Origin of the sequence: Longitalea arenae, assembly GCF_016924755.1 — a bacterium.
Lineage (GTDB): Bacteria > Bacteroidota > Bacteroidia > Chitinophagales > Chitinophagaceae > Niastella > Niastella arenae.
Genome location: NZ_JAFFJX010000001.1, coordinates 759,429 through 772,453, shown reverse-complemented (window position 1 = coordinate 772,453; position 13,025 = coordinate 759,429). Strand labels below are relative to the sequence as shown.

Genomic DNA, 13,025 nt, shown 5'->3' with positions numbered 1-13,025 from the left:
TACTTTCAAATTCTTTAAAAAACCCCTCGATGCATCGAGGGGTTTTTTAGTTTATGGTTTAATGTTTATCGTTGCCGCGATATAGGGGTTTGTGGTTTGTGGTTTGTAGTTTGTTGTTGCTGCCGCGATATAGGGGTTTGTGGTTTGTGGTTTGTAGTTTGTTGTTGCTGCCGCGCTTTGCAACTCGCTTGCGCATTCAGGATGCCGAATGATGCAGCGCCTTCTGCATTAAAAGAAACCATAAACCACAAACCACAAACCATAAACCATAAACCATAAACCACAAACCATAAACCACAAACCATAAACCACAAACCATAAACCACAAACCATAAACCACAAACCATAAACCACAAACCATAAACCATAAACCATAAACTATAAACTCCCTGTTTGTGGGGCAGGCGTTGTCACTTAAATTTGCTATATGACGATTGAAGAACTTTACGATATATACAGGAAATATCCTTCGGTACAAACCGATACCCGCAAGCTTCAGGCAGGCGATATATTCTTTGCCCTGAAAGGTCCCAATTTCAACGGTAATCAATTTGCCGAGGCCGCCCTGGCAGCCGGATCGGCCTATGCCGTTGTAGACGAAGCGCCGGCCAATGCCGACAGCCGGATCATTGTTGTAGAGGATGTGCTCACCACCCTGCAGCAATTGGCCAAATACCATCGCCAGCAGTTCGATATTCCCTTTATTGCCATTACCGGCAGCAATGGTAAGACCACTACCAAGGAACTGGTGCATGCCGTGTTATCAGCCGGTTACAAGACCTATACTACCCAGGGCAACCTGAACAATCATATCGGTATTCCCCTCACGATCTTATCGGTTAAAAGCGACGCTGAAATGGCCGTGATCGAAATGGGAGCCAATCACCTGCGTGAAATTGCCAGCTACTGCGAGTACACACTGCCCACGCATGGAATTATTACCAACTGCGGCAAAGCGCACCTCGAAGGATTTGGCAGCATTGAAGGCGTACGTAAAGGAAAAGGCGAACTCTACGATTTCCTGCGCGCCCATGATGGAACTGCTTTCGTGATGTGGGATTATGACTATCTGCAAAGCATGAGCAAAGGCATAGGCAGGGTTATTAAATACGGTACATCCGCAGCAGCGGATATCAGCGGCACGGTTGAACAAAGCGAACCCTTTTTAACCGTTGCCATTACCAAAGGCGCTGAGCTGCCCGTCATTAAAACGCAACTGGTGGGCGCTTATAATTTACCCAATGTACTGGTAGCAGTAACTGCCGGTAAGTTCTTTAAAGTGCCGGATGAAAAGATAAAAAGCGCGATCGAAAACTATACTCCATCGAACAGCCGCTCGCAGCTGATAGAGAAAAATGGCAATAAATTCATCCTGGATGCCTATAATGCCAACCCTACCAGCATGAAGGCCGCCATCGAGAATTTTGCCGGCATTCAGGCCAGCAATAAAGTGCTGATGCTGGGCGGCATGGCCGAATTAGGCCAGGAAAGCCTGCAGGAGCATGAGGCCATTATTGAGCTCATTAAACAACATCATTGGAAAGCGGTTGTACTGGTGGGTGGTGATTTTTTGAAGATCGATCATCCGTTCATTACAATGAACAATTCGGCCGAGGCAGCCAGCTGGTTCCAGGATCAATCCTTTAACGATACGTATTTTTTGATCAAGGGATCGAGGAGTATGCAAATGGAGAAGGTGCTGGCTTGACGGTTACCAGTTACCGGTTACCAGTTACCAGTTTGCGGGTTGTTGATGATGACTGCTGCAATTGGCTGAAATACGTTCCAGGTTACAAGTTACAAGGGAACACATGAATTGGTTTCACCCTGGAACCAGTAACCTGTAACCTGTAACTTATAATTTGTAACAGATCGTCTTGTCTCTAATCCTACAGATATCCGCAGGCGATTCAATATCTCAGAATCTATGCTCCAATTGCAGCAAATGCACCTGCTGCAGTAATTGTTGTTGCCTGGTCTCTTTATTCTGCTGCCAGCCTGCCTGTAATTCCTGTAAAGCCAGTTTCTCTTTTTCATGGCAGTTGGCGCTATAACCCGATTGCAAAAGCGAAAGCGCTATGCAGCGATCATTGAAGTCACCCAGGCGGGAAGCCATATTGCTCAAACTTTTTTCACTTTTCCAGCCACTGACCGGGAAGGGAATGCCCCAGTCGCCCTCGAAGATGCGGATATTGTAGATGAGATCCTTTATTTGCTTGCGAGTGGTATGCAGATCATCTTCATGATCGGCCGCCAGGAGTACGATATGCACAGCCGCAATTTTTTCATGTGCAAACTGAATGATGGTTTGCTCCTGCAGCTGGCGAGGCAATTTCTTTAACAGGGTATTCCTTATTTTTTTAAAATCCATTGCTTCAATGGCCCGAACGGTTTCTTCTTTATAGGTAAACAGTTGCTGCTTCCATTGACTGATGCAAACCGGTAAAAAGGCGGCAACGGGTAATGCCTGCAGCTCGATGAGGAATAATTGCAGGTCTCTTACTTTACCACAATGATGGTACAGCGATCGCAATTTAGCCGGCATGCCAAGATCGCCGGCATCTTTTTCCAACTGAAGGAGGCGCAGAAATGCTCTTGCTTTTTTGTAATCGACGCGGAGGTCATGGATATCTTCATGATCAAAAGAACCAGGCAGGCGATCGCTATGGTTTTTTATACTGTTGAGATATTTCACAATCACTTTTTCCAGCGCCTCGCGGTTCATATCCTTTTTCCTATAAGATACAATTTTCCTGCCTCTTCATAAAATACAAACGGGTTGGAGAACCAACCCGTTTACCAGCTCAATTTTTAAAACTTTTTATTATGAAAAAGAATCAGTAATAAAGTTACTCTTCTAAAATAAAAGATGCTATGATGACAGGCATTCAAAACGATGATTATCGTCACTGCGGCATAAGAACGGTGCCACAGTTTGAAAGTGCGGCAAACCTGCATTAACAGTTTTCCAATGCCTGGCGAACATCGTTAATTATATCTTCTGCATGTTCCAGTCCAACCGAGATCCTGATTAAACCGGGCGTAATATTTACGGCCAGTCTTTCTTCTTCGGTGAGTTTGGCATGGGTGGTACTGGCTGGGTGTGAAGCAATACTTTTGGTATCGCCCAGGTTGGCGGTGAGCGATAACATTTTCAAATTATCAAGAAATTTGCGGCCGCTTTGTAAACCGCCTGTCAGCTCAAAACATACAATGCCGCCGCCGTTCTTCATTTGCTTCAAAGCAATACGGTGCTGGGGATGACTGCTCAGAAAAGGATATTTTACCGATTTGATCTTGGGATGTCCTTCCAGTGCTTTAGCCAGTTGCAATGCATTGTTGCCATGCCTTTCCATCCGAACATCGAGGGTTTCCAGGCTCTTGCTCAATACCCAGGCGTTAAAGGCCGATAAGGCGGGACCGGTGCTGCGGCAGAATAAATAGATATCGTGGATCAGTGATTTTTTGCCTACAATAACGCCACCGAGTACACGGCCCTGCCCATCGATCCATTTGGTGGCGGAATGCACTACCAGGTCGGCGCCAAAATCAATGGGCCGCTGGTTCACCGGGGTGGCAAAACAATTGTCGACATTCAAAATAAGATCATGCTTTTTGGCGATGGCCGACACGGCTTCCAGGTCTACGATCTCGAGCCCTGGATTGGTAGGCGTTTCAACGTAGATCATTTTGGTGTTAGGCCTGATGGCTTTTTCCCATTCCTCAGGTTTATCGGCCGGCACATAGGTATATTCGATGCCGAATTTAGGCAGGTATTTGGTGATCACGGTATGGGTGCTGCCGAAGATCGCATTACAGGAGAGCAGGTGATCGCCTTTTTTCAGCAATGCCATGAACGAAGCAAAGATGGCGCTCATACCCGATGCCGTGGCATAACCCGCCTCCGCGCCTTCGAGAGCACACATTCTGTCGATAAACTCCTGTACGGTCGGATTGCTGAAACGGCTGTAAATATTATCGTCGGTCTCATCGGCAAAGGCAGCCCGCATATCTTCGGCATTATCGAAGCAGAAACTGCTGGTAAGGAACATGGGCGAAGAATGTTCCATTTCGTTGGTACGGTCGGTATGAATGCGTATTGCTTTGGTTATGGGATGCATGAAAATGTTTATGGTTTATTGTTTACAGTTTATTGTTGGCTTTCCCTTAGTTACCGGTTACCAGTTACCAGTTGCCAGTTACCGGTTGCCAGTTACCGGTTACCGGTTACCTGTTACCAGTTACCAGTTACCAGTTACCGGTTACCAGTTACCGGTTGCCAGTTACCGGTTGCCAGTTACCGGTTGCCGGTTACCTGTTACCAGTTACCGGTTACCAGTTACCTGTTGTTTTGCCTTGTACTTGTGCGTCTTTATGCCTCTTTGCCTCTTTCGGTTTATGCCTTTATGCCTTTGTTATGCCTTCTGCCCCTGGTTCACCCGCAGCTCCCATTTCAAGTCTCCGCCTGCGCGGCGCAGGGTTTCGGCTACTGAGCAGTATTTATCCATCGACAGCTCGCAGGCGCGGCGGGCCTTATCGGGATCGATATTTCCGGTGAGCTCAAAAACAATGGTAACATTTTTCCAGATAGAGGGTTCTTTACCGGCTTCCCGCTCCCCTTCTATCTTCATGCTAAAACCTTCAATGGTCTGGCGCTGCTTTTTTAGGATATTTACGATATCTATACCGCTGCACCCGCCGAGGCCCATCAATAGCATTTGCATCGGGCGAACGCCAAAATTAGTGCCTCCGCCCTCCGGGCTGGTGTCTAAACGTACGGTATGACCATTGGCATCTTTCGCTTCAAATCCATAGTCACCTTCGACCCTTTCCAATTCAATTTTTATCATGGTAAAGATTTTTGCAAATGTAATTCATGCAGGCATTTACTTTGCACCCTTAATTATAGCCAGGGGCCAATGAAGCAATTTGAATATAATCAACCTTTCAAACTCGAAAACGGGCAAGAACTGCCTTCATTAACCATTGCATATCATACTTATGGAACCTTAAATGCCGAAAAAAACAACGTGATCTGGGTATGTCATGCACTTACTGCCAACTCCGATGCCGCCGACTGGTGGAAAGGAGTGGTTGGTACCGGCTGTGTAATTAACCCCGAAAAGTACTTTATTGTTTGCGCCAACATTCTCGGCTCCTGCTACGGCACTACAGGGCCTTTGAGTATCAACCCCCTACGCGGAAAACCCTGGTGCCATGAATTTCCCCTGATCACCATCCGCGATATGGTAAATGCCCACATCCTGCTGCGCCGGCACCTGGGCATCGCCTCCATTCACCTGCTGATGGGTGGCAGCATGGGCGGTTACCAGGCCATGGAATGGAGCCTGCTTGAACCAGCCGTCATCAAAAACCTCTTCCTGCTGGCTACCTCGCCCACCGAAAGCGCCTGGGGCATTGCGGTACATGCCACCCAGCGGCTCGCCATTGAGGCCGACTGCAGCTGGCAGCAGGATTCGCCCGAAGCCGGGCAGAAAGGTTTAAAAGCCGCCCGCGCCATCGGAATGCTTACTTACCGCAACTATGGCATTATGGTGCAAAAACAAACCGATACAGATACTGAAAAGCTGGACGACTACCGCGCAGCTTCCTATATCAATTACCAGGGCGATAAACTGGTGAAGCGTTTTAATGCCTACAGTTACTGGCTGCTTACCAAGGCCCTGGACACTCATCATATTGGCCGCGGCCGCGGCGGTAATGCAGAAGCTGTGCTGAAGACGATAAAACAACCAACTTTACTGATCGGTATTTCCAGCGATATACTTTGTCCGCTCGAAGAACAGCGCCATATGCAGCGACACCTGCCCGATTGCACCCTGGTGGAAATTGATTCAGCCTATGGGCATGACGGGTTTATGGTGGAAGTGCAGAAGATTGGCGAGGTGTTGAAAAAATGGCTGAAAGATTAGATGATTATGCCTTTAAGCGCCTGGCCAATCGGCGCTTGCCAACACAACCGAAGTATCGATCTGCCGGAGGGGAATGTTCCAGTATTTGCGGAGCAATTGCTCTTTTTCATCAAATGACACCAGCCGGTAACCATGTTTTTTATAGAAGCCGATGGCCCAGTCTGCATCTGCCCAGGTGCCAATCAATATGGGTGTTGATACCATGGAAGCCAGGTGTTGAAGCAGCTTGCCGCCAATACCTTTATTTCTGGCAGTGGTACGAACATAGGCATGCCTTATTAAAGTAACATCTCCCTTATCCTGGATGCCCATGACAGCGATCATTTTTCCGTCGTCGAGATAACACCAGAACTTTACACCATCGTTGATCTGGGCCTGCAACTCTTCTACAGACATATAAGGCTCGTGCCACCTATCTGCCGGAATAATACCTTTGTATGCCGAAGCCCCGTCATTAATGATCTCATGAACGATTGTAAAGTCGCTATTCTTTACCGGTACTATCATTGCCTTATTCGTATTTTTTATAAAAATACAAAAGAGCTTTTACAGATCTTACCCGCCTGCATAATAGTGTTATTGTTATCTGTACAGCCTTTTACTGCCTGACATTGCTGCCTTTGCCATAAACTACAAAAACCAGGGTGCCAATCGCGCCAAAAGCGGCCGCGGTAAAGAAATTGAATGCCGGTCCTATTGTCCAGATAAAACCGCCGAGAAAAGCGGCAAAGGAAACGATGACATCGCGCACAAAATAATAAAGGCCATAAGCCCTTGCTTTGGCGTTGGCCGGACAAAGATCCAGGATGATCGCCTTGCGGGTGGGTTCACCAAACTCTTTCAATCCGCGCACGATGAAAGCAACAATAAGCGCTGCAAAGCTATTACTGAAGAACAGGATCACCGGGAAGATCGTAAAGAATATAAAAGTGATCACTACAAACGGCTTTCTTTCGGTTCTGTCGGAAAGACTGGCGACGGGAATATAGATGAGGGCGGCCGTTATCATTTCAATGGCGGTAAGCCATCCGAATTGCTCCGCGGAGATCTTTTTTACATCGAGACACCAGATAACCACAAAAACATAGGGTATCTGTTCACAAAAGCGAATAAGTATATCTGATACCAGCAGGTTCTTCAGGCGGGGATCCAACTGCCGCCACAATACCAGCGGTTGAATGGCCTGGTAAGAACGGTTAACAGTATCCTTTAAAAATAACTGCAGCACCATGCCGAGTAAACAAAAGATAATTGAAACAATAAAAGCAGCCCTGATGCCCGCGATGAGTCCATACGATGTAATTAATACGCCGCCCATGACCGGCCCAACGGCCATCGGAATACGCCTGATAATGGCATGCATTGAAATGCCCATGGCCGTTTTATTATTTCCCAGGGAAGCGGCTATCAGCGACATGCTTGCCGGCAGCGATACGGCGCTCCAGGCTGAAAAGAAAATGATACCGATGAACACGGCTATCCAGTTGGTAAAGAAAATAGCAACCAGGTAACCGGTAATGGCCATCAGATTAAAAAGCAGGAAGGACCTTCGGTGCCCCAGCCTGTCGGCCAGGTAGCCGCCGGGCAATGACCAGAATGCGTTCAGCAGGTTTTGCAGGAAACCGAGGGCGCCGATGATAAGTGTCGTAGCGCCAATACCCTCCAGGTATTTGGGCAGGAAGCGATCCCACAGCTTTTCACCGGTGATCATTAACACCGTAAGGCCAAAAAGATATACAACGTTTCTTTTCAGTCCCAGGAATTCGGTCAACCGGCGAATGGTAGCATGGGTGCTCATTGTATAAAGCTAGCGATGAATTTTGTAGAAAATCAGCATTGCTGCTGAAAGAACCGGCTTATACCCCGCTTCTCCGTTACAAGCAATAAATACTATCTTTGAGCCGTGAAAAAATGCCTGGTTTTATTATTACTGATCGTTACTATGACGGGAACTATCATTCCCTGTTGTATGGCAGATGATTGTAATACTAAAAACAGCGCCTTACATAAACCGCACCCGGCGGATAACGAAGAAAAAGGCAATTGTTCGCCCTTTTTTGCCTGTGGCACCTGTAGCCATGCCATCGAGACCATTTCACCGGTAAGCATAACGCTGCCCGAATATGCGGTAAGAACTACGTACTACCATTTCTATGTAGCACAATTGTCTACCTATCATCCTTCGCTTTTTCAACCGCCCCGCTGCAGCTGATATTGACCGGTTCCCATTTTTATTAATCATTATCACTACAGGAAAATGAAGTACCTATTGACAGGCATTATCCTGTGCTGCCTTACTATTGCAGCACAGGCACAGTATACATTTAAAGCAAGGATCCTGGGCGGTGAAGAAAAAACGCCGCTCCCCGGAGCTACCGTTTTTTGGAAAGAACAGAACAGATCCGTTGCGGCCGATAGCAATGGCGTGGCCGCTATGACCGGCATCAGTGCCGGCAAACAAAGCTTCCTCATCACATTTGTGGGATTCGAAGAAAGAACTATTAGTTATACCTTTCCATTGACCGATTCAGCCATCGTTGATATTGAGCTGGAGCAGGAGGAAGAAGAACATGAAGAGGAAGTGGTTGTAACGGCCACCCGCATCAGCCGGACCATTGCCAATATTCCTACGCGGGTGGAGGTTATTTCCGGTGAAGAGCTCGCTGAAAAAGCCAATATGAAACCCGGCGATATCAGGATGCTGCTGACAGAAAGCACCGGCATTCAAACACAGCAGACCTCGGCTACTTCTTTCAATGCCGGCATCCGCATCCAGGGCTTGGACGGCCGCTATACGCAAATGCTGCGCGATGGTTATCCGCTGTATGCAGGTTTCTCCGGCGGCCTTTCCATTCTGCAAATTGCACCCCTCGATCTGAAACAGGTGGAGGTGATTAAAGGATCGGCATCTACTTTATACGGCGGCGGCGCTATTGCCGGACTGGTAAACCTGGTATCAAAAACACCCGGTGAAAAACGGTCGTTGAATTTTATGGCCAACGGCACCTCTGCCGGCGGACTTGATCTAAGCGGATTCTACAGTGAACGATATGGCAAAGCGGGCCTTACCGTTTTTGCATCCCGCAATAGTAATAAGGCCTATGACCCGGCAGACATCGGTTTCACTGCCATACCCAAATATGAACGCTATACGATCAATCCGCGCTTATTCCTCTATGGGAAAAAGACGACGGCGGATGCAGGGATAACCTATATCACCGAAGACCGTACGGGGGGCAGCATGAACTATATCAAAAACGGCGACAGCGGTTTTTTTGAAAAGAACAATACCGACCGCATCATTACCCAATTCGGTATTGCGCACCGGTTGAATGAGCACAGCACCCTGCAGCTCAAGAACAGTTATAGCCGTTTCGACCGGGTGATCACCATTCCGGGTTACCGGTTCGATGCGCTGCAACAATCTTCTTTTTCTGAGCTCACCTGGAACAGAAAAGGTGAAAAAGCCGACTGGGTGATAGGCGCCAATGTATTGACAGATGACCTGGATGAAGTGGAGCACAACCCGAACCCATCGCGCGATTATCATTACAATACCTTCGGCATGTTCGTGCAAAATGCCTGGACGGTTTCAGATAAGCTCGTGTTGGAAACCGGCCTGCGGGGTGATTATGTAAATGAATATGGTTTTGAATTGTTACCCAGAATATCAGCGATGATCAAACTATTGCCGAATCTTACGACCCGGATCGGCGGCGGTTATGGTTATAAAACCCCTACCATTTTTACGGAAGAAGCAGAACGGATGCATTTTAAGAACCTGTTGCCAATAGCCACCGATCAATCAAAAAATGAACGGTCGACCGGTGGCAACTGGGATATCAATTACCGCACGAGTATCGGCCAGCTTGGCATCAGCCTGAATCATTTGTTCTTTTATACCCGGTTAAATAATCCATTGGTCATTAGTGTTGGGGCGGGCGGCGCTTCAACATTTACCAACTCAGGCGGCCACCTCGATACCAGGGGTATGGAAACTAACCTGCGATTGATCTATGGTGATCTCAAATTGTTTATCGGTTATACGTATACGGATGCAAATACGCATTTCGATAATAAAATGGAATGGATGCCATTGACCGCGCGCCACCGGTTGAACAATGTACTGATGTATGAGAAAGACGAAAAATGGAAATTAGGACTGGAAGGATATTATTTCAGCAGGCAACGATTGAATGATGGCAGCTTTGGAAAATCGTACTGGATAACCGGTTTTATGGCCGAAAGGGTTTGGGAAAGATTTTCTCTGTACATCAATTTTGAAAATTTCACCGACACCCGGCAGTCGAGATTTGATACGATCTATACAGGCACTATCGACAATCCTGTATTCAGAGACATTTATGCACCGGTAGAAGGATTTATCATGAATGGCGGCGTGAAGATCAGCCTGTAAGGGACGGAGACAATTACTATACGGATAAAAGCATGGCTTAAGGCCATGCTTTATTATTTGTAAAATCCTTCATCATAAATCGATTAGTCAGTATATTTATATCTTATGGTCTGCCCAGCACTTCCTGCCTCTATGCAAACGCCGCTCTGATTGGTAAAACCAGGTAATGTTATTTCTACACTAACCAAAACTTTTACCATGAAAGTAGAAGACATGTTCAACACCCCTGAAGCCAGGGCAATTGCAGAAAAAAATAAAAAAAAGGCTTTAAAATCTGCCGCCAGGCTAAAACCTTCTAAAAAAGTATGGGCTGTTGTAAACGGGTTGGAATACCTCACAGCTGAAACTATAGCCATTCTAACTCAGAGAGGACAGGAATGGTTCGACGAATGGCCGCTTGGCGAACCGATGTACAGCCGGAACGATGGCTACCAGTTTGTGATTCATGCCAACCAGGTGGCCCAGTTGCTTGATATACCTATTCGGACGGCCCAGGAACTGTTAAAAGTCACCCGACAGCTGTTAGGCAAAGCAGAAAACCGGTATGTGAGTGTAAAAGAATTTTGTAAAATCAATGAGCTCGACGAAGAGGATGCCCGCAGAGCATTACGCGATATCCCACCTAATTTCAGAATTAAATAAAATATTTCATTACACAAGCAACAAGGAGTAATTAAAAAGCCTTCTAACGAAACCACTTGTTTCCCGTTAGAAGGCTTTTTAATTACCGACACGTCTCCATGTGCAACCGGCCACAATACACTTCAAAAATAGCCTGTTTTCTTTTTATCCGAGAGTGTCTAATATTTTGTGTAAGTGAGAAGTAACTGTATTATATGCGGCATCTATTTTCAAAGATAGTTAAGAATTGATGTTGAATGAACCCCCAATTTTGCATAGGGGAACTCCATTTTGCTTCAATGTTTGTAATAGCCAGGTAAACGGCTTTCAAAGCTGACGATTCATCAGGAAACTGGACCTTTGTTTTGGTGTACTTCCGGATTCCCCGATTGAGGTTTTCAATAGTATTGGTGGTATAAATGATTTTTCTAATTTCCAGGGGAAAATCAAAATAATTAGTCAGGTTATCCCAGTTAGTGCGCCACGATTGGACAGCATGTTTGTATTTTGTTCCCCAATTTTTGTCAAATTCTTCCAGCGCATCAGCAGCGTGATCTCGGTTTACTGCAGTATAAATTTTTCTAAGATCATCACAAAAGGCTTTACGATCTTTATAAACCACATACTTACAGCTATTACGGATTTGATGAACAATGCATAACTGGGTTACTGCATTAGGAAAAGCCCCTTTAATAGCGTCTGTAAAGCCTTTGAGGTTATCTGTGCAGGCAATTAATATATCTTCTACACCCCGGGCTTTCAGATCAGTTAACACCGATAGCCAAAACGACGCAGATTCTGTTTCTGCCATCCACATACCCAGCACCTCTCTATACCCATCATTTTTTAAGCCGATTACTAAATAAACACACTTGTTTATGTATTTATTATTGTGCCTTACTTTTAACACAATGCCATCCATCCAAACAGTAAAATAAACCGATTCCAAAGGCCGGTTTTGCCATTCTTTTACATGTTCAATGATACGGTTGGTAACGTTGGAAATCGTTCCCTCACTTACTTCCACTCCATAGACTTCTCTGACCTGCCGGGAGATGTCGGAAGTTGTCATACCCCGGCTGTACATGCCAATAATGGACTCTTCCAGCTTTTCGCTCATGCGCGAACCTTTAGGAATCAATTGGGGAGTGAACTCACTGTTACGATCACGGGGAATATTTAATACCAGGTCGCCAAGAGACTCAGTTTTGACCTTTTTTGTGTAGGTGCCGTTACGACTGTTGCCACTGTTATGCCCATCTTTACTGTGTTTTTCATAGCCCAGATGCTCATCCAGCTCTGCTTTGAGCATTTCTTCCACTCCTTGCTTGTATAGCTCACTGAAAAACGATTGAAAGTCTTCCTTGCTTTTGAACTGTTTGAAAAAGTCCTTGGGTAAGTTTGATTGCTGATTGTCCATAAACTGTATTTAAAGGTAATAAAAAAGCGGGGGCCATCGTGGCCGCCGCTCCCGGGCTGGCTTCGCTTCGTTCGGCTCCGCTACGCTCCGCCTCACTTCGCTCACCAGCCCGGGGATTAATCTCTCTAATACAGTTACTTATATTTTATTTACACAAACAATTAGACACTACCTTTGCAATTGCAAAATTACCGGTTCCAGCACCTCTTGCTGTAGCTGTTTATAAAAATGCCGTTAGCATGCCTTGACATATCTCAATTCTGACAAAAAAAGCCTGTCGCAAACTACCCGCAAGGGGCTTTAATTCTACCGCGATAAACGCGGTTAGCGCGGATTACGCGAAATACGCGGATTGCGCGGTAAACGCCGATAACGAGGTATGAATTTGGATTTCGCCTCGAGGTGCTGTTATATTTGTATGGAAGAATGACACCTAAACGAATAACCGAAATTACTGTTCACTACGTAGAAGGTTAAAAGATCAGTTACGTTAAACCGGTAAACGAAATTGCTTGACTTAACCCAAGGATCCAACAGTAAAAGAAGTTGCAACCAGGCGATTCAGTTCCTTATGTATTGGCCAATACATATTTCCACCCGGCCCTGATCCACCCACGTTCAATGACTATTAGTC

12 protein-coding genes are annotated in these 13,025 nt (G+C 46.2%); 5 read left to right on the top strand and 7 right to left on the bottom strand.

The features are described from left to right. Positions 1-65: 65 nt before the first annotated feature. Positions 66-368, bottom strand: coding sequence for a hypothetical protein (locus tag JT717_RS03365; protein WP_205508763.1), 303 nt, complete (start codon positions 366-368; stop codon positions 66-68). A 59-nt stretch (positions 369-427) separates the two neighbouring features. On the opposite strand from JT717_RS03365, the gene JT717_RS03360 reads away from it, so the two are divergent. Then, entirely contained in the window at positions 428-1,708 is a 1,281-nt protein-coding gene (locus JT717_RS03360; protein ID WP_205508762.1) for a UDP-N-acetylmuramoyl-tripeptide--D-alanyl-D-alanine ligase, read from the top strand. A 210-nt stretch (positions 1,709-1,918) separates the two neighbouring features. On the opposite strand, the gene JT717_RS03355 is transcribed toward JT717_RS03360, so the two are convergent. From JT717_RS03355 to JT717_RS03345, 3 genes are all read right to left on the bottom strand, one after another. Further along, positions 1,919-2,725: a CHAD domain-containing protein gene (locus JT717_RS03355; protein WP_205508761.1), complete on the bottom strand. Its 807-nt coding sequence runs from the start codon at positions 2,723-2,725 to the stop codon at positions 1,919-1,921. 232 nt (positions 2,726-2,957) lie between these two features. Next, positions 2,958-4,121, bottom strand: coding sequence for an O-succinylhomoserine sulfhydrylase (locus JT717_RS03350; protein ID WP_205508760.1), 1,164 nt, complete (start codon positions 4,119-4,121; stop codon positions 2,958-2,960). A 294-nt stretch (positions 4,122-4,415) separates the two neighbouring features. Then, the gene (locus JT717_RS03345) at positions 4,416-4,850 is read right to left on the bottom strand and encodes an OsmC family protein (RefSeq protein ID WP_205508759.1); all 435 of its coding nucleotides are present in this window, start codon (positions 4,848-4,850) and stop codon (positions 4,416-4,418) included. Positions 4,851-4,919: 69 nt separating this feature from the next. Between JT717_RS03345 and metX the strand changes: the two genes are divergently transcribed. Further along, positions 4,920-5,933 carry a homoserine O-acetyltransferase MetX gene (metX, locus tag JT717_RS03340; protein ID WP_205508758.1) on the top strand — a complete coding sequence of 338 codons (1,014 nt, stop codon included), beginning with the start codon at positions 4,920-4,922 and terminating at the stop codon, positions 5,931-5,933. A gap of 12 nt (positions 5,934-5,945) precedes the next feature. Here the strand turns inward: metX and JT717_RS03335 are convergent, their stop codons facing one another. Beyond that, positions 5,946-6,440 (bottom strand): GNAT family N-acetyltransferase, encoded by a 495-nt coding sequence (locus tag JT717_RS03335; RefSeq protein ID WP_205508757.1) that lies wholly within the window; start codon positions 6,438-6,440, stop codon positions 5,946-5,948. A gap of 91 nt (positions 6,441-6,531) precedes the next feature. Continuing rightward, on the bottom strand, positions 6,532-7,731 hold the full coding sequence (locus JT717_RS03330) for an MFS transporter (RefSeq protein ID WP_205508756.1): 1,200 nt from the start codon (positions 7,729-7,731) through the stop codon (positions 6,532-6,534). Positions 7,732-7,836: 105 nt separating this feature from the next. On the opposite strand from JT717_RS03330, the gene JT717_RS03325 reads away from it, so the two are divergent. The 3 genes from JT717_RS03325 (at position 7,837) to JT717_RS03315 (ending at position 10,992) form a co-directional block, all read left to right on the top strand. Continuing rightward, complete coding sequence (locus JT717_RS03325; protein ID WP_205508755.1) at positions 7,837-8,145, top strand: hypothetical protein; 309 nt, start codon at positions 7,837-7,839, stop codon at positions 8,143-8,145. 45 nt (positions 8,146-8,190) lie between these two features. Next, a complete protein-coding gene (locus tag JT717_RS03320) occupies positions 8,191-10,350 on the top strand; it encodes a TonB-dependent receptor (RefSeq protein WP_205508754.1) in 2,160 nt (719 codons plus the stop codon). 198 nt (positions 10,351-10,548) lie between these two features. Further along, on the top strand, positions 10,549-10,992 hold the full coding sequence (locus JT717_RS03315; RefSeq protein ID WP_205508753.1) for a hypothetical protein: 444 nt from the start codon (positions 10,549-10,551) through the stop codon (positions 10,990-10,992). Positions 10,993-11,182: 190 nt separating this feature from the next. On the opposite strand, the gene JT717_RS03310 is transcribed toward JT717_RS03315, so the two are convergent. Continuing rightward, positions 11,183-12,391: an IS256 family transposase gene (locus JT717_RS03310; RefSeq protein WP_205508752.1), complete on the bottom strand. Its 1,209-nt coding sequence runs from the start codon at positions 12,389-12,391 to the stop codon at positions 11,183-11,185. Positions 12,392-13,025: the final 634 nt, after the last annotated feature.

Bases quoted from the DNA above. Each gene is read 5' to 3' on its own strand.
- JT717_RS03345 (WP_205508759.1), bottom strand. From the start codon at position 4,850: ATGATAAAAATTGAATTGGAAAGGGTCGAAGGTGACTATGGATTTGAA.
- JT717_RS03350 (WP_205508760.1), bottom strand. From the start codon at position 4,121: ATGCATCCCATAACCAAAGCAATACGCATTCATACCGACCGTACCAAC.
- metX (WP_205508758.1), top strand. From the start codon at position 4,920: ATGAAGCAATTTGAATATAATCAACCTTTCAAACTCGAAAACGGGCAA.
- JT717_RS03320 (WP_205508754.1), top strand. From the start codon at position 8,191: ATGAAGTACCTATTGACAGGCATTATCCTGTGCTGCCTTACTATTGCA.
- JT717_RS03310 (WP_205508752.1), bottom strand. From the start codon at position 12,391: ATGGACAATCAGCAATCAAACTTACCCAAGGACTTTTTCAAACAGTTC.
- JT717_RS03330 (WP_205508756.1), bottom strand. From the start codon at position 7,731: ATGAGCACCCATGCTACCATTCGCCGGTTGACCGAATTCCTGGGACTG.
- JT717_RS03360 (WP_205508762.1), top strand. From the start codon at position 428: ATGACGATTGAAGAACTTTACGATATATACAGGAAATATCCTTCGGTA.
- JT717_RS03365 (WP_205508763.1), bottom strand. From the start codon at position 368: ATGGTTTATGGTTTGTGGTTTATGGTTTGTGGTTTATGGTTTGTGGTT.
- JT717_RS03355 (WP_205508761.1), bottom strand. From the start codon at position 2,725: ATGAACCGCGAGGCGCTGGAAAAAGTGATTGTGAAATATCTCAACAGT.
- JT717_RS03315 (WP_205508753.1), top strand. From the start codon at position 10,549: ATGAAAGTAGAAGACATGTTCAACACCCCTGAAGCCAGGGCAATTGCA.
- JT717_RS03335 (WP_205508757.1), bottom strand. From the start codon at position 6,440: ATGATAGTACCGGTAAAGAATAGCGACTTTACAATCGTTCATGAGATC.